General features: G+C 70.2%; 14 protein-coding genes. 8 read left to right on the forward strand and 6 right to left on the reverse strand.

What is annotated here, in order from left to right:
* Position 1 precedes the first annotated feature (1 nt).
* Together ACNQQL_RS14505 and ACNQQL_RS14510 are read right to left on the reverse strand one after the other, a co-directional pair.
* Complete coding sequence (locus ACNQQL_RS14505; RefSeq protein ID WP_347064509.1) at positions 2-4,042, reverse strand: translocation/assembly module TamB domain-containing protein; 4,041 nt, start codon at positions 4,040-4,042, stop codon at positions 2-4.
* A gap of 28 nt (positions 4,043-4,070) precedes the next feature.
* A complete protein-coding gene (locus ACNQQL_RS14510; RefSeq protein WP_347064510.1) occupies positions 4,071-5,885 on the reverse strand; it encodes an autotransporter assembly complex family protein in 1,815 nt (604 codons plus the stop codon).
* 252 nt (positions 5,886-6,137) lie between these two features.
* Between ACNQQL_RS14510 and ACNQQL_RS14515 the strand changes: the two genes are divergently transcribed.
* The 4 genes from ACNQQL_RS14515 to panD all read left to right on the forward strand — a co-directional run bounded on the left by ACNQQL_RS14515 (position 6,138) and on the right by panD (position 8,744).
* The gene (locus ACNQQL_RS14515) at positions 6,138-6,326 is read left to right on the forward strand and encodes a DUF3460 family protein (RefSeq protein ID WP_034178757.1); all 189 of its coding nucleotides are present in this window, start codon (positions 6,138-6,140) and stop codon (positions 6,324-6,326) included.
* A gap of 4 nt (positions 6,327-6,330) precedes the next feature.
* Positions 6,331-7,203 (forward strand): segregation and condensation protein A, encoded by an 873-nt coding sequence (locus ACNQQL_RS14520; RefSeq protein WP_034178758.1) that lies wholly within the window; start codon positions 6,331-6,333, stop codon positions 7,201-7,203.
* 270 nt (positions 7,204-7,473) lie between these two features.
* Complete coding sequence (panC, locus tag ACNQQL_RS14525; protein WP_347064511.1) at positions 7,474-8,313, forward strand: pantoate--beta-alanine ligase; 840 nt, start codon at positions 7,474-7,476, stop codon at positions 8,311-8,313.
* Positions 8,314-8,357: 44 nt separating this feature from the next.
* Positions 8,358-8,744 carry an aspartate 1-decarboxylase gene (panD, locus tag ACNQQL_RS14530; protein ID WP_031398432.1) on the forward strand — a complete coding sequence of 129 codons (387 nt, stop codon included), beginning with the start codon at positions 8,358-8,360 and terminating at the stop codon, positions 8,742-8,744.
* Between the two features lie 141 nt (positions 8,745-8,885).
* Here panD and ACNQQL_RS14535 read toward each other — a convergent pair whose 3' ends face one another.
* From ACNQQL_RS14535 to ACNQQL_RS14550, 4 genes are all read right to left on the reverse strand, one after another.
* Positions 8,886-9,545: a ParA family protein gene (locus ACNQQL_RS14535; protein ID WP_347064512.1), complete on the reverse strand. Its 660-nt coding sequence runs from the start codon at positions 9,543-9,545 to the stop codon at positions 8,886-8,888.
* Between the two features lie 136 nt (positions 9,546-9,681).
* Positions 9,682-10,095, reverse strand: coding sequence for a DoxX family protein (locus tag ACNQQL_RS14540; protein ID WP_347064513.1), 414 nt, complete (start codon positions 10,093-10,095; stop codon positions 9,682-9,684).
* Positions 10,096-10,246: 151 nt separating this feature from the next.
* Complete coding sequence (locus ACNQQL_RS14545; protein ID WP_175964185.1) at positions 10,247-10,390, reverse strand: hypothetical protein; 144 nt, start codon at positions 10,388-10,390, stop codon at positions 10,247-10,249.
* 80 nt (positions 10,391-10,470) lie between these two features.
* The gene (locus ACNQQL_RS14550; RefSeq protein WP_347064514.1) at positions 10,471-11,973 is read right to left on the reverse strand and encodes a cobyric acid synthase; all 1,503 of its coding nucleotides are present in this window, start codon (positions 11,971-11,973) and stop codon (positions 10,471-10,473) included.
* A gap of 75 nt (positions 11,974-12,048) precedes the next feature.
* Here ACNQQL_RS14550 and cobU point away from each other — a divergent pair, with 75 nt between their 5' ends.
* The 4 genes from cobU to ACNQQL_RS14570 are packed head-to-tail and all read left to right on the forward strand — an operon-like array spanning position 12,049 to position 15,479.
* Positions 12,049-12,615, forward strand: coding sequence for a bifunctional adenosylcobinamide kinase/adenosylcobinamide-phosphate guanylyltransferase (gene cobU, locus ACNQQL_RS14555; RefSeq protein ID WP_347064515.1), 567 nt, complete (start codon positions 12,049-12,051; stop codon positions 12,613-12,615).
* On the forward strand, positions 12,609-13,553 hold the full coding sequence (gene cbiB / locus ACNQQL_RS14560; RefSeq protein ID WP_347064516.1) for an adenosylcobinamide-phosphate synthase CbiB: 945 nt from the start codon (positions 12,609-12,611) through the stop codon (positions 13,551-13,553). Before cobU ends, cbiB begins: the two co-directional genes overlap by 7 nt.
* Complete coding sequence (gene cobD / locus ACNQQL_RS14565; RefSeq protein WP_204424149.1) at positions 13,546-14,565, forward strand: threonine-phosphate decarboxylase CobD; 1,020 nt, start codon at positions 13,546-13,548, stop codon at positions 14,563-14,565. The genes cbiB and cobD overlap by 8 nt, the downstream gene beginning before the upstream one ends.
* Entirely contained in the window at positions 14,562-15,479 is a 918-nt protein-coding gene (locus tag ACNQQL_RS14570) for a cobalamin-binding protein (RefSeq protein WP_347064517.1), read from the forward strand. The genes cobD and ACNQQL_RS14570 overlap by 4 nt, the downstream gene beginning before the upstream one ends.
* Positions 15,480-15,507: the final 28 nt, after the last annotated feature.

Below are 15,507 nucleotides of genomic sequence, written 5' to 3' on the forward strand. Positions count from 1 at the left end.
ATCACCGCTGCCCGAACCAGCGATCGAAGCGCCGCGTGTAGTTCAGGTCGACGCCCTGGAACGTGCCGCCGTACGCGGACACCGACCAGAAGCGCGTCAGGTTGATCGTCGCCTTGAACGCGTTGCTGGCCGACTGCAGCCCCTGCTCGTAGCCGAGCACGAAGCGCTCGTTGATCGCCTTCGACACCTGCACGACCTGCGGGTCGGTCAGGCCGACGTCGCTGCGGCCGATCGAGAATTCGTCGAGGCCGATGGTCTGCGCGACGCGCTTGCCGGTCGCGCTGCCGAGCAGCGCGAGCGCGGCCGTCATCGCGCCCTGCTGGCCGACGTTGTTGCCCTGGTCGGTGCCGTGCCCGAACAGCAGCCACGACAGCTTCTCGTTGTCGGTGACGTTCGGCTCGGACACGAGCTTGACCGTCGACGACTGGATCATGCCCGTCACCTGCACGCCGGCCTCGACCTCCTGGTTGCGCCGCATCGCGAGGATGTTGACGCCCGGGTTCGACACGGGCCCGTTGAACGTGAAGAAGCCGTTCTCGATCGCGAGCTTGCGGCCGAACGCCGTGTACGTCGATCCTTCGGTCACGCGCACGTTGCCGACCGCACGCAGCGGCACGCCTGGCGCGCTCATCACGGTGATCGTGCCGCGCAGCCCGAGATCCGCGCCGTGGCCCTTGAAGCGGAAGTTGTTGCCGAGGCCGATGTCGATGTTCGCGCGCGGCGCGACCGACGGCGCCGGCTTGTCCGTGGCCGGCGGCGGCTTCGCGACCGCGGTGCCGGTCGGCGTCTCGCCGCGCACCGTGCCGTCCGGCTGCACGATCACGACATCGTCGGACAGGTGCGGCGCCGATTCCTCGGGCAGGTCGAACAGCGCGCGGTCGACGACGAACTTGCCGTCGATCGACAGCGCGCCGCGCGGCCCGTCGTTCGCGACCGTCGCCTTGCCCGACAGCGACAGCTTGCGGTCCGGCGCCGCGAACAGTTCGAGCTTGTCCGCGACGATGCTCGCGGTCAGGTCGGGCGCCTCGCCGTCGAGGCGCACGCGGCCGAGCGCGCGCAGCGTGCCGTCGCCGCCGTGGAACTCGACCTGCTGGAATTCGACGAGGTTTTCCGAGAGCTTCACGCGCACGATGCCATCCTTCAACTGCACGCCCTGGTCGACGAGCGTCGCGGACAGGTCGTCGCCCGTCAGCATCCCCGACAGGTTCGGCTTCACCGGCGTGCCGGCGACCGTCAGCTTCAGCGCCGCGCGCCCGCCGAGCAGGTAGCTCGGCCCGAACAGGTTGCCGGTCGCTTTCAGCGACGGGATGTCGGCGTCGATGCGGCCCGACAGCGCGCCGTCGTTGACAACCCCGAACACGCCGTCGCGCAGCGCGAACGGCACCGTGACGTTCGCATCGAGCGTGCCGATCCGGTTCGCCTTCGCGAGCGCCGTCACGTTGAGCCGGTTGCCGGGCGCGAAGCTCGCGCGCGCGGACAGGTCGGTCAGCCCGAGCGACGCGATGCCGCGCCCGCTCTCGACCGTCACGTCGCCGCCGCGGCGCTTCGCCTGCACGTAGCCCGTCGCGTTCGCGCCGAGCGAGAAATCCCAGTCGGCATCGAGCACGACGTCGGTGCGTACCGGCGGCCGCTGGCCCGTCAGCTCCTGGCGGACCTCGAGGAAGCGTGCGACCGATGCGCCTCTCACCGAGCCCGCCGAGCGCATCTGGCCGTGATCGAACACAAACGACTTCAGGTCGATCGCCGCACCTTCCAGCGTGAGCCGCGTCGCGCCGAGCGCCACGCGGCCGGCGCCGGCCGACACGGTGAGCGGCGCCTGCAGCGCGACGGCCGGCGTGCCGCGGTTCGCGAGGCGCGTGACGGTGCCGTCCCAGCGCATCCCGTCGCGGTTCTCGATCACGCCGCCGTTAGCCGCGAGCGTCACGTCGATCACGCGGCCGCCGGTCGTCCCGAGCGCCGATGCGTCGAGCGTGTGCTTCGCGCGCGTGCCGTTCAGATTCGCGCGCAGCGATTTCAGCTTCAGCGAGCCAAGCGCGATGTCGGTCGCGTCGGCCGTGAACACGAGTGCGCCGTGCGCGCCGTCGCGGATGTCCGCGCGGCCCTGTGCGGCGCCGATCCGGTTCGATCCGACGACGACGCGCTCGGCCTTGTAGGTGGCCGTCACGTTCGGGTGCGCGAAGCTGCCGGTCAGGTCGCCCTGCGCCTGCACGAGCCCTTCCACGCCGAAGCCGAGCCGGTCGAGCTGCGGCGCGTCGACGACGAAGCGCAGCCGGTCGCCGGGCGCGCCGAAGCTGCCGCGCAAATCGACGTGGTTGCCCGCGATCGACAGGTTCGCGTTGCTCGGCAGGATTCGCGAGCCGGCGAGCTGCACGACGCCGGCACCGGTCAGCGGCACGCCGTCGTACAGGCTGTCGCCGAGCTTGAAGGTCGCCTTCGTCGACACCTGCGGCGCAAACGCGCCCGACGCGGTCAGCGTGCCCGACACGCGCGTCTCGCCGCGCCTGGCCGGCGCCTTTGCGTTGGCGGCCGCCTTGCCGCCGCCGGCCTTCGGCGCGCTCATCACGGCGAGCAGCAGCGGATCGAACGCCGTCAGCGTCGCCTTCGCGTCGTAGCTCGAGTGCGCGTCGTGGCGAAACACGCCCGTCAGGTCGATACGACCCTTGGCCGCAGTCACGCGCGCGTCGGTCAGCACGGTCTGCTGCGGCGTCAGCGCGACCTTCGCGCGCGCGCCGAGCGCGAGCTTCGGGTCGTTCAGGTCGAAATCGACGGTCGTCACGTCGCCCGCGAGCGTCACGCCGAGCGGGCCGCCCAGGCGCATCGGCCGCAACTCGGCGACGAATGCGTTCAGGTCGAGGTTCGCGACCTTCAGGTCGAAGCGGCCCTTGCCGCCCGTCAGCGTGCCATTGCCCGTCACGCTGCCGTCGCGGATCAGCTTCAGCGCGAGATCGTCGATCTGCTGCGCGTGCGCGTCGAGATGCACGTTCGCGTGCGCGTCGATCACCGGCAGCAGGTGATCGCCGAGCGTGCCGGGCTTCGCGTTGACGATCGACACGGGGCCCGTCACCGCGAAACCCTTCGCGGGTGCGGTGCCGGCAGGCGCGGTCACGGGCGCGAGCTCCGCGCGCACCGCGAGATCGGCGGCCGGCGCGCCGGGTGCGAGCGCCTGCGGATTCACGTGATCGAATGCGAGCGATGCGCGCGTGAGCGGCACCGCGCCGAACGGCGCGGCCTCGACGTGCGCGCGCCCGCTCAGCTTCATCCCGCTCGCATCGACGTCCGCGACGAGCGCCTCGAGCGAACCCGACACGCGGGCCCGCGCGTCGACCGGCTCGTCGGACAGCTTGCCCGCGTAGGTGGCTTCGCCCGTCAGCGCGAACGGCTTCACGCCGTCGAGCTTCGCGCGCGCGGTCAGCGCGCCGTACGGCGTGTCGATGCTGTCGAGCACGAGTTCATGATGACGGCCGTCGCTGCGGCCGTTCAGCGCGAGGCGGTCGAGTTGCGTCGTCGATCCGCCGTCGTGAATCGCGAGGTGATCGACGCGCAGATCGTCGATCCGCAACTGCAGCGGCAGGCTGAGATCCTGCGGCGTCGTGCTCGGCGTCGACGGCCCCGGTGCGATCCGCACGTCGATCGTGCCCGCGCGAAGATAGGCGATGGATAGCCGCCACGGCGCGCGGGTCAATGCCCAGCGGCCGTCGATCCGGTCGATGCGGACCTCGGTGCCGGTGCCGTCGGGGCTCGTCCACGCGAAGCCGCGCAACCGCACGCCGGTCGCAAGCGAGCCGCCTTCGAGCGTGCCCGCGAGCCGTGCGCCGAGCACGCGCCCGGCCACCTGCCATGCGAGCCGCGTGCCGCGCTCGGTCGTCGCCGCGGCCAGCACGAGCCCGGCGGCCAGCACGACGAGCAGCACGGCCGTGGCGAGCGTCCACGCGACGACGCGCACCACGCGTCCGCGGCGCGGCGCGCGCGGCGGCGCGTCGGGCGCGCCGTCGGGCGAGTCCGGATCGTGAGGCGGCGGCGTGTCGTTCGGGTCCTTCGTCATGCGGTTCGTCGTGGATGAAACGGTACGTTCAGAAAGCGATGCCGAGCGTCAGGTACGGACGCACGCTGTGGTTGCGCAACCCATACGCGACGTCGACGTTGATCGGGCCCACAGGGCTTCGCCAGCGCGCACCGATGCCGACGCCCGGATAAAACACCTTCTCGCCCCACGCATCGGTCGCGGTGCCGATGTCGAAGAACGTCGCAGCGCCCCAGTCGCGGTTGAACCAGTGCTGGTATTCGGCGGTGCCCGTCATCAGGTACTTGGTCGGCAACACGGAGCCGGCGACGCTGTTGCCGATGCTCTGGTAACCGTAACCTCGCACCGAGTTCGAGCCGCCCGCGCGGAACAGCAGCGACGCCGGCACGCCGGTCGAGCTGCCGCTCGTGAACACGCCGCCGAGCTCCGCGCGGAACACGAACAGGTCGCGCTTGCCGATCGGCAGGTACTGCTGGCCGCGCGCGTAGCCGCGGATGAAGGTCTGGTCGGTTGCCACGCCCTTGATCGCGAAGCCGGCCTCCGCGTGGATCAGGTTGCCCGAGCGCGGAAACAGCGGATCGTCGATGTTGCGGCGCGTCCAGGCCCATTGCGGTACGAGCGCGCGGCTCGTGGTCGGCCCCGCGCCGTTCTGGTCGAGCCGGTCCTGGTAGAACATCAGCGAATACGCATAGTCGATGAACTGGCCGGTGCGCGTGCGCTGCACGCCGACCCGCGCGCTGTAGATGCGCGTGTCCGACACGTTGGTGTTCGTATACGACGCGAGCACGCTGTTGGTCCACCCTTTCTCGCCCGGCGGCATCGACAGCTGGACCTGCCCGTACTGCTGGATCTGGTCGAGCCGGCCCGACACGGTCAGCGGCCACGCGGCGCCGAACGTGTCGAGATACGTATAGGAGCCCTGCACATGCGGGCCCGTGTCGGTTGCATAGCCGACGCCGCCGCGGATGTTGTTGTACGGGAACTCGCTGACCTTCACGTGCACGGGCGTGCGCTCGGGCTTCGTCGTATCGTCGCCGACGTCGATCGCGACGCTCGCGTAGTACGGCGTGTTCTGCAACTGCCGCTGCAATTCGGTGATCCGCTGCGCGTCGTAGATCTCGCCTTCCGACAGCGGATTGACGTTCGTGACGATCTTCTCCGGATAGCGGCGCACGCCGTCGACATCGACCTTGCCGATCGTAAACGTCGGGCCGCTGTCGAACGCGACCGCGAGCGTCGCGCGCTGCGTGCGCGGGTCGACGCGCGCCTCGGACGACACGATCTTCGCGCCGAGATAGCGGCGCGACTGCAGTTGCTTGAGCGCCGCGCCCTTCGCGCCGTCCCAGTCGGACTGCGTGAACGGGTCGCCCGGCTTCAGCGAGAACGCGAAGCGGGTCGCGGCCTCCTGCTTCGGATCTTCGATGTCGACGGGGCCCTTGAACGTCAGGTCGACCGTCGACACGACGGTCTGCGGGCCCGGATCGACCGCGATGCGCACGTCGCGCTTGCCGTCGCGCATACGCACGTCGGTGCGCACGACCGGCGAGAAATAACCGGCCGTCGCGGTCAGGTCGCGCACCTGCTGCGGCGTGGCGGTCACGAGGAAATCGAACTGGTCTTCGCTGATGTCGTCGCGCTTCGCGAAGCGCGCAATATCGAGATGCGACTTGAGCAGCTTGCGGACCGAGCGCGGCGCGTCGATGTCGACGTCGTACTTCGCGTGGGCCGGCAGCGCGAAGAACGCGGCGACGCACCCCGCGAGGACCGCCCGCGCGGCGCGGGCCGCGGCGCCGGCGCGATTGCGTGCCGCGCGCGGGCCCGGGTCATGCGCCATGTGTGCTTGCTGGTTCGACTGCCCCGCCAAATATAACCTCGCCCTCGGTTGTCACGGTTTCGTGGAAACCCTGTATTTGACCACAGGGCAGCGGCCATGCCCGCACGCGCGGGGCTTTGACGCTTGCGCGCAACGGCGCGCACACCGGCCCGGGCCGCTTCGCCGCAGGTGCGGGCCCGCGGATTCGACGCGCGATTGGCGCCGGCCGTTCCCGCGATGCGGTAAAATCCCGCCAACGCGAATCCGGCGCATCGTGCGCCGCCCGAAACGGAAAATCCAGCCATGCCGTACCAGTCCGACGTCACGCAGTTCCTGAACCAGCTCAAGCAGCAGAAGCCGACGCTCGAGGAAGAGCAGCGCAAGGGCCGTTCGCTGCTGTGGGACAAGCAGCCGATCGACCTCGAAGAGCGCGCCGACCAGCAGGAATCGCGCGTGAAGCAAACGTCGTACGTCTACTACCAGAACTTCTGACGACGTGAGCGCCGCCGACGAGGCCAGCGCCGCCCGGCAGGACGACGCGATCGCCGCGCCCGCGGGCGCCGATTCGACGCCCGACACGGTCGACGGTGTCGCGGCGTTCGCGCGCCTGTACGGCGAGCCGCTCTTCAAGCTGCCGCAGGATCTCTACATTCCGCCCGACGCGCTCGAGATCTTCCTCGAGACGTTCGAAGGCCCGCTCGACCTGCTGCTGTACCTGATCCGCAAGCAGAACTTCAACGTGCTCGACATCCCGATGGCGCAGGTCACCGCGCAATACCTGGGCTATGTCGACCAGATCCGCACGTCGAACCTCGAACTGGCGGCCGAATACCTGCTGATGGCCGCGATGCTGATCGAGATCAAGTCGCGGATGCTGCTGCCGGTCAAGAAGGCCGACACCGGCGACGAAGCGGAGGATCCGCGTGCCGAACTCGTGCGCCGCCTGCTCGAATACGAGCAGATGAAGCTCGCCGCGCAGCGCCTCGACCAGTTGCCGCAGCTCGGCCGCGACTTCCTGCGCGCCGAGGTCTACATCGAGCAAAGCATCACGCCGCGCTTTCCCGACGTGAACTCCGACGACCTGCGCGCCGCGTGGGCCGACGTGCTCAAGCGCGCGAAGCTCGTCCAGCACCACAAGATCTCCCGCGAGGAGCTGTCGGTGCGCGAACACATGAGCCTGATCCTGCGCCGGCTGCAAAACGCGCGCTTCATGGAGTTCGCCGACCTGTTCGACACGTCGCGCGGCGTGCCGGTCGTCGTCGTGAACTTCATCGCGATGCTCGAACTCGCGCGCGAATCGCTCGTCGAGATCACGCAGCCGGAGCCGTTCGCGCCGATCTACGTGCGCCTCGCGTACCTCCCCGCTTAAGGCCCGCGCCCGCCCTTCCCGTTCTCCCGATTCACGCCGACGCTCGCCGCTTCGCCGCGGCGGTGGCCGCGCCCCCAGGTCGCCGCCCGTTTCCGGCACGCCCGATTAAAAAGTGAACGATCGTTCTCTTTTCGATGCGTTTGGCGGCCAAATCCTCTACAATCCGCCGACGCCCGATGCGCCGCCCGCGCGCCGGCGTTCTCCGCTTCGACCCCGACGCCGCTGCCGCGGCGCCAACGCGCGCATGCGCGAGGAACCCGCTACCCGATCATGAAAGTCATCAGCTCGATCCAGGAACTGCGCGACCAGCTGCGCGGACAGAACCGCACGGCGTTCGTGCCGACGATGGGCAACCTGCACGAAGGGCACCTGTCGCTGATGCGCCTCGCGCGCCAGCACGGCGACCCGGTCGTGGCGAGCATCTTCGTCAACCGGCTGCAGTTCGGCCCGAACGAGGATTTCGACAAATACCCGCGCACGCTGCAGGACGATATCGAGAAGCTGCAGAGGGAAAACGTCTATGTGCTGTTCGCGCCGACCGAGCGCGACATGTACCCGGAACCGCAGGAATACCGCGTGCTGCCGCCGGACGATCTCGGCGGGATCCTCGAAGGGGAATTCCGGCCCGGCTTCTTCACCGGCGTGTGCACGGTCGTGTCGAAGCTGATGGCCTGCGTGCAGCCGCGCGTCGCCGTGTTCGGCAAGAAGGACTACCAGCAGCTGATGATCGTGCGCCGCATGTGCCAGCAGCTCGCGCTGCCGGTCGACATCATCGCGGCCGAAACCGTGCGCGACGAGGACGGCCTCGCGCTGTCGTCGCGCAACCGCTACCTGTCGGCCGACGAGCGCCGGGAGGCGCCCGAACTCGCGAAGACGCTGCAGCGCATGCGCGAAAGCGTGCTCGGCGGCGAGCGCGACCTCGGCAAGCTCGAGCAACAGGCGCGCACGCACCTGGCCGAGCGCGGCTGGGCGCCCGACTACCTGTCGATCCGCCGCCGTGCGAACCTGATCGCGCCGAGCGCCGCCGAACTCGAAGCCGGTGAGCCGCTCGTCGTGCTCGCGGCCGCGAAGCTCGGTGCGACGCGCCTCATCGACAACCTGGAAATCTGACGGGCCGCCCGCCCGCGCCTCTCACGACGCATCACGGAGACACCATGCAGCGCCACATGCTCAAATCGAAGATCCACCGCGCGGCAGTCACGCACTGCGAGCTGCATTACGAAGGCTCGTGCGCGATCGACGAAGACCTGCTCGAAGCGTCGAACATCGTCGAAAACGAACGCATCGACATCTGGAACATCAACAACGGCGAGCGCTTCTCGACGTACGCGATCAAGGGCGAGCGCGGCAGCGGGATGATCTCGCTGAACGGCTCGGCCGCGCGCCGTGCGCAGCTCGGCGACCTCGTGATCATCGCGGCGTTCGCGATGGTCGACGAAGCCGAACTGCAGGCCGGCTGGAAACCGAAGCTCGTGTTCATCGACGACGGCAACAAGATCAAGGGCCACCGCGATCACGTGCCGACGCAGAACTGGACGTAACCTGACTGACCGCCCGCCCGCGTGCCGTGGCGCGCGGGAGCGGCTGCGCCGCCTGTGGTCGAAGGGCCGAATCCCGTGCGACACAGGATCCGGCCCTTTCTCATTTCGGCGCGCGCCGGCCTCGTTGGCCGCGCGATCGGATCAGGACGCCTTGGCGGCCTTCTCCGCCTTCGGCGCACCGCGCTCGGCCCATTCGACGATCGGCCGCCACTGTTCGAGATCCTTTTCGACCCGGCTCTTCGCGACGTCCCACAGCGTGAGGCCGTGCGCGGCGATCTGCACGTAGTTCTGCGTGTCGCGCACGTAGCCGAGCACCGGCAGGCCGAGCCCTTCGACGAAGCGGTGCAGCTGGTCCGACGAGCGCGTGCGCGCATCGACCCGCATCCCGACGATCCCGACCTCGACGCCGCCCTTGCGCACGGCCTTCTCGCCGGCGAGGCGCTCCAGAAACTGCTGGGTCGCGAGAATATCGAACATCGACGGCTGCAGCGGCACGATCACCTTGTCGGCCAGTTGCAGCGCGACGCCGAGCCGGTTGCCGTGCAGGCCGGCCGGCGTATCGATCACCGCATATTCGAGGCCGCGCGGCGGCTTCGACGGCGCGTCCGGATCGAGATCCCACGACTCGATCGCCGGCAAGCCGGCCGGCCGCAGGTCGAGCCACGCATGCGCGGACTGCTGCCGGTCCAGGTCGGCGAGCGCGACCCACGCGCCCTGCGCCGCGAAATAGCCGGCAAGATTGGTGGACAGCGTGCTTTTCCCCACGCCGCCCTTCGGATTCGCCACCACGATCACCGTCATGAATTCCCCCGAAAAAGCCACGCGGCGCCGGCCGCATGGCTGGCGCCGCTCGATTGCGGATACAGGGAGCGATGATATCGGCAAACGGGGGATCACCGGAACGGGTCGCGCCGAACCGCGCGCCCCTGATACTTCCTTACATGCGCTGAACCGCGACCTTCCGGGCGCCGATCGCGAACGCGCCGCCGCCCAGCAGCGCCTGCACGGCAAGCGTGACGGCCCAGAACGCCGGATATTCCCAGCCGCCGTTCGGCGACGAGAAGCTCCAGCCGTTCGGCAGATGCGCGGCCGTCGCGCCGAGCATGAACGGCAGCAGCGCGAGCGCGGCAACCCGCACGCGGAAACCCGCGAGCAGCGCCAGGCCGCCGGCCAGTTCGACGAACGTCGTCAGGTATGCGAGCCAGCCCGGCAGGCCGATCGACGCGAAGAACTGCGCGGTGCCGGGCAGCGTGAAGACGAACACCTTCTGCGCGACGTGCGCGAGGTACAGCACGCCGAGCGCGACGCGCAGCAGCATCGCGGCGAATTCGTTCAGGCGATTGGGGTTCATGGCGGATTCCTTCGTGAGTGGATGAGAATGGGCCCCACTCTATTCGAACCGATTTGGCCGATAAACATGCCAATCCGCTTTAACTGATTCCCAACAGGAACGAATAAGATTCAAAAAAAGGGGCACGACCGATCATGCCCCGATCCCCACTTCAGTACCCGCTCTTGCCTTGTGTGGCGTCGCCGGAACCGGACTGGCCGCCGCCCGGTGTGTACGAATCGCACGCGTGCGCAACCGCCGATGCGCCCAGCAGCGCCGCGAGCAGCACGCTCCACCACCATCGAACCTTCATCATCGGACTCCTTCAGGCGGACCTCCGCCCTCCTTGTGTTGTACGCGATCCGGCGGAAAAAGCGAGGGCGGCCCGGAGCCGCTTCAGCGAAACTCGGCGTACAGCGCGTCCAGGTCGAGATGTTCGGCGAACGTGTCGGCCAGCCGTTCCAGCGATGCCTCGCGCAGCGCCGGATAGTCGATGCGCTCCGCGCCGTCGAGCCCGGCCCACGCGAGCAGCGCCGCGCACGCGTCGGGCGCGTCGAACAGCCCGTGCACGTAGGTCGCGAGGATCTGGCCGTCGGCCGAAACCGCGCCGTCCGGGCGCGCGCCGTCCTGTGCGGTGTCGGCTGCCAGCGCCAGCGCGGGCGCGGCGAGCGCGGGCCCGCGCGTGTCGCCCATGTGGATCTCGTAGCCGCGCACGGCGGCCCCGCCCGGCAGCGCGAGATGACCGGTCACGTTCTTCAGCGTCTTGTCGGGCTGCAGCGTCGTGTCGAAATCGAGCAGCGCGAGCCCCGGCACGCTGCCGGGCGCGCCTTCGAGGCCGAGCGGATCGTCCAGCGTGCGGCCGAGCATCTGCATCCCGCCGCAGATGCCGATCACCTTGCCGCCGTAGCGCAGGTGGCGACGGATCACCGCGTCCCAGCCCGCGTCGCGCAGCCATCCGAGATCGCGCTGCACGCTCTTCGAGCCGGGCAGGATCAGCAGGTCGGCATCCGGCACCGGGCCGCTCTTCCAGTACGTGAACTCGACCTGCGGATGCGCGCGCAGCGGATCGAAATCGGTATGGTTGCTGATGCGCGGCAGCGCGGGCACGACGACGCGCAGTACGCCGGCGGCGCCACGTGCGGCGGCGCTGCGCGCCTGCGCGGGCAGCATGTCCTCCGCATCGAGCAGCAGCCCGTGCAAGTACGGCAGCACGCCGAACACGGGCTTGCCGGTCTGCGCGCGCAGCCAGTCGAGCCCCGGTTCGAGCAGCTTGAAGTCGCCGCGGAAACGGTTGATCACGAAGCCGCGCACGCGCGCGCGCTCGCTGTCCGACAGGCACGCGAGCGTGCCGACCAGATGCGCGAACACGCCGCCGCGGTCGATGTCGGCGACGAGCACGACCGGGCAGTCGACGCGTTCGGCAAAGCCCATGTTCGCGATGTCGCCGTCGCGCAGGTTGATCTCGGCCGGGCTGCCTGCGCCCTCGACGATCACCGTGTCGTAACCGGCACGCAGGCGCGCGTACGACTCGAGCACCGCGTCGAACGCGACCGGCTTGTAGCCGTGATACGCCCGCGCGTCGAGGTTCGTGCGCGCCTTGCCGTGAATGATCACCTGCGCGCCGCGATCGCTCGTCGGCTTCAGCAGCACGGGGTTGAAATCCGTATGCGGCGCGACGCCCGCGGCCAGCGCCTGCAGCGCCTGCGCGCGGCCGATCTCGCCGCCGTCGGCCGTCACCGCGCTGTTGAGCGCCATGTTCTGCGGCTTGAACGGCGCAACGCGCGCGCCGGCACGGCGCGCCAGGCGGCACAGGCCCGCGACGAGCGTGCTCTTGCCCGCGTCGGACGTCGTGCCCTGGATCATCAGCGTACCGCGCGGCCGCGGCTCGGGTGCATTCATCGTGTTAAAGGTCGTCGCGAAGCAAAGGCCGCATTATCGCCCGCGCCGGTACGCCTGCGCCGTTACAATCACGCGATGATTCCGCACGACCTCACCTTCGTCCTCGGCGGCGCGCGCTCGGGCAAGAGCGCGCATGCCGAGCGGCTCGCGGCCGACAGCGGCCGCCCCGTCACCTACATCGCGACCGCGACCGCCGCCGATGCCGATGCCGATGCCGAATTCGCGCAGCGCATCGCGCATCATCGCGCGCGCCGGCCGGCCGACTGGGGGTTCGCCGATGCACCCGTCGACCTCGCCGGCACGCTCGCGCGGCTCGACGATCCGCATGCATGCCTGCTGGTCGACTGCCTGACGCTGTGGCTCACGAACCTGCTGTGCCCGGCCGACGGCGAACCGCTCGACGATGCGCAGTACGCCGCGCAGGTCGAGCGGCTCGAACACGCATTGCGCGGCACGCGTGCGAAGGTGATCGTCGTCAGCAACGAGATCGGGCTCGGCGTCGTGCCGCTCGGGGCGGCCACGCGCCGCTACGTCGACGAACTCGGGCGCCTGAACCAGCGCGTCGCCGCGCTCGCGACGCGCGTGACGCTGCTCGTCGCCGGGCTGCCGCTCGACCTCAAGACGGGAGCGCCGTCATGCTGATGCTGTCGCTGCCCGTCGTCGCGATGCTCGCGGTCGCGGCCGCGATCGTCGACCGCGCGATCGGCGAACCCGCCGGCTGGCATCCGCTCGTCGCGTTCGGCCGGCTCGCCGCGCGCATCGAAGGTGCATTGAACACGGGCCGGCGCGGCCGCGTGGTCGGTGTCGCCGCGTGGGCCGCGGCCGTCGTGCCGCCAGTGGCCGTCGCCGCATGGCTCGTGGCCGTGCTGCCGTGGCCGCTCGCGACCGCGCTGCACGTCGCGCTGCTGTGGTTCGCGCTCGGCGCGAAAAGCCTCTCCGACCATGTCGCGCCGATCGCCGCGGCGCTGCTGCGGCGCGATCTCGACGCCGCGCGTAAGCTGACCGCGCGCATCGTGTCGCGCGACACGAGCGACGCCGACGAAGGCGCGTTGTCGCGCGCGGCCGTCGAATCGGCGCTCGAAAACGGCAACGACGCGATCTTCGGCGCACTCTTCTGGTTCGTCGTCGCGGGCGGCCCCGGCGCGCTGCTGTTCCGGCTCGCGAACACGCTCGACGCGATGTGGGGCTACCGCACGCCGCGCTTCCTGACCTTCGGCTGGGCCGCCGCGCGCCTCGACGACGCGCTGAACTGGATTCCCGCGCGCCTCACGGCAGCAAGCTACGCGCTGCTCGGCGACACGGCCGCCGCATGGCGCTGCTGGCGCACGCAGGCGCGCCACTGGGACAGCCCGAACGCGGGCCCCGTGATGGCCGCGGGCGCCGGCAGCCTGAACGTGCAGCTCGGCGGCCCGGCCGTCTATCACGGCGAGATCGAGGATCGTCCGACGCTCGGCACCGGTGCAACGGCGACCGCCGTCCACATCGTCGCCGCGCTGTCGCTCGTCACACGCACGCTCGCACTGTGGCTCGCGCTGCTGGTCGCGAGCGGCGCTCTCGTCATGGCCACCCATCATGTCTGACACACGCATCGCGCACGGCGGCAACCTGCATGAAGCCGCACGCCGCCACGGCATTCCGTACGACGCGTGGCTCGACCTGTCGACCGGCATCAATCCGGTCGGCTATCCGGTGCCGCCCGTCCCGGCCGACGCGTGGCGCCGGCTGCCCGACGACGGCGACGGCCTCGCGGCCTGTGCCGCGCAGTACTACCACGCGCCCGATCCCGCGCACGTGCTGCCGGTCGCCGGCAGCCAGGCCGCGATCCGCGCATTGCCTGCGTTGCTGCCGACCGGCGACGCCGGCGTCGCGTCGCTCGCGTACGGCGAATACGCACCCGCGTTCGCGCGTCACGGCCATCGCGTCGTTCCGCTCGACATCGGCACGGATACGCTGCCGGCGACGCTGCGCCACGTCATCGTCGGGAATCCGAACAACCCGACCGCCGAATTCGTGCCGGCCGAGCGCCTGCTCGGCTGGCATGCACAGTTGTCGGCCCGCGGCGGCACGCTGATCGTCGACGAGGCGTTCGCCGATACGGGCGCGACGCAATCGCTCGCGCCGCAGGTTGATCGGCCGGGGCTCGTCGTGCTGCGCTCGGTCGGCAAGTTCTTCGGTCTCGCCGGTATCCGCGCGGGCTTCGTGCTCGCATGCCCCGAACGGATCGTCGCGCTGCGCGACGTGCTCGGCGCATGGACGGTCGGCGGCCCCGCGCGTCACGCGGTCGCCGCGGCATTCGCGGATCGCGCATGGCAGGCCGCCGCCCGCGAACGGCTCACGGCCGACGGCGAGCGGCTGGCCGCACTGCTGCGCGCGCACGGCTTCACGGTTCGCGCGACACCGCTGTTCAGCTGGACCGACGACCCGCGCGCCGCGGCGCTGCATGCGGCGCTCGCGGCACGCGGGATCTGGACGCGGTACTTCGCGAAGCCGTCGAGCGTGCGCATCGGCCTGCCGGACAGCGAAGCCGAATGGCAGCGCCTCGGTGTTGCGCTCGCGCACTGCGTGCCGACGCTGCAACAGGAATCCGCATGAACCCGCGCATGTTCCGCCGGCTGGCGCGGGCCGCGACGCTGGCCGCGCTCGCTCACGCGCCGTTCGTTCATGCCGATGTCACGACGCGCGACGACGCCGGCAATACGGTTACGCTACCTGCACCCGCGCAGCGCGTGATCAGCCTCGCGCCGCACGCGACCGAGCAGATCTACGCGGCCGGCGGTGGTACGAAGCTCGTCGGCACCGTCACGTACAGCGACTATCCGCCCGCCGCGCAAGCGGTGCTGCGCGTCGGCGACAACAAGGCGCTAGACCTCGAACGAATCGCAGCGCTGAAGCCGGACCTGATCGTCGTCTGGCGGCACGGCAATGCCGAGCGGCAGACCGACGCGCTGCGCGCGCTGCATATCCCGCTGTTCTTCAGTGAACCGAAACATCTCGACGACGTGTCGTCGTCGCTGCGCCGGCTCGGCACGCTGCTCGGCACGCAGCCGGCAGCCGATGCGGCCGCGGCGTCCTTTGCGCACGACATCGCGACGCTGCGCACACGCTACGCCGCGCGGCCGCCCGTCACGATGTTCTTCCAGGTCTGGGACCGCCCGCTGACGACGCTCAACGGCGCGCACCTGATCAACGACGTGATCGCGCTGTGCGGCGGCCGCAACGTGTTCGCGTCGCTCAAGCCGCTCGCGCCAAGCGTCACCGACGAGGCCGTGCTCGCGGCGAATCCGGAAGCGATCGTGACGACGAGCGCCGGCGCGACGCGCTCGGACGAACCGTTGCCGAGCCTGGCACGCTGGCGTGCGTGGCCCGCGCTGACGGCCGTGGCGCGCAACAACCTGTTCGCGATCGACGGCGATCTGCTGACGCGGCCGTCGCCGCGGATCGCGCAGGGTGCGGCCGCGCTGTGCGAGGATCTCGATGCCGCGCGTGCGCGGCGGCCGGCGCGCTGATTTCCGCTGACTTGCGCGTTTGCCGCGC

Source organism: Burkholderia sp. LFS061 (genome assembly GCF_047978125.1).
In the GTDB taxonomy this organism is placed as follows: Bacteria; Pseudomonadota; Gammaproteobacteria; order Burkholderiales; family Burkholderiaceae; genus Burkholderia; species Burkholderia pyrrocinia_C.

Coding starts and splice junctions, on each gene's coding strand:
- ACNQQL_RS14570 (WP_347064517.1), top strand. CDS start 14,562: ATGAACCCGCGCATGTTCCGCCGGCTGGCGCGGGCCGCGACGCTGGCC.
- cobU (WP_347064515.1), top strand. CDS start 12,049: ATGATTCCGCACGACCTCACCTTCGTCCTCGGCGGCGCGCGCTCGGGC.
- panD (WP_031398432.1), top strand. CDS start 8,358: ATGCAGCGCCACATGCTCAAATCGAAGATCCACCGCGCGGCAGTCACG.
- ACNQQL_RS14505 (WP_347064509.1), bottom strand. CDS start 4,042: ATGACGAAGGACCCGAACGACACGCCGCCGCCTCACGATCCGGACTCG.
- ACNQQL_RS14535 (WP_347064512.1), bottom strand. CDS start 9,545: ATGACGGTGATCGTGGTGGCGAATCCGAAGGGCGGCGTGGGGAAAAGC.
- ACNQQL_RS14545 (WP_175964185.1), bottom strand. CDS start 10,390: ATGATGAAGGTTCGATGGTGGTGGAGCGTGCTGCTCGCGGCGCTGCTG.
- ACNQQL_RS14515 (WP_034178757.1), top strand. CDS start 6,138: ATGCCGTACCAGTCCGACGTCACGCAGTTCCTGAACCAGCTCAAGCAG.
- ACNQQL_RS14550 (WP_347064514.1), bottom strand. CDS start 11,973: ATGAATGCACCCGAGCCGCGGCCGCGCGGTACGCTGATGATCCAGGGC.
- panC (WP_347064511.1), top strand. CDS start 7,474: ATGAAAGTCATCAGCTCGATCCAGGAACTGCGCGACCAGCTGCGCGGA.
- ACNQQL_RS14540 (WP_347064513.1), bottom strand. CDS start 10,095: ATGAACCCCAATCGCCTGAACGAATTCGCCGCGATGCTGCTGCGCGTC.
- cbiB (WP_347064516.1), top strand. CDS start 12,609: ATGCTGATGCTGTCGCTGCCCGTCGTCGCGATGCTCGCGGTCGCGGCC.
- cobD (WP_204424149.1), top strand. CDS start 13,546: ATGTCTGACACACGCATCGCGCACGGCGGCAACCTGCATGAAGCCGCA.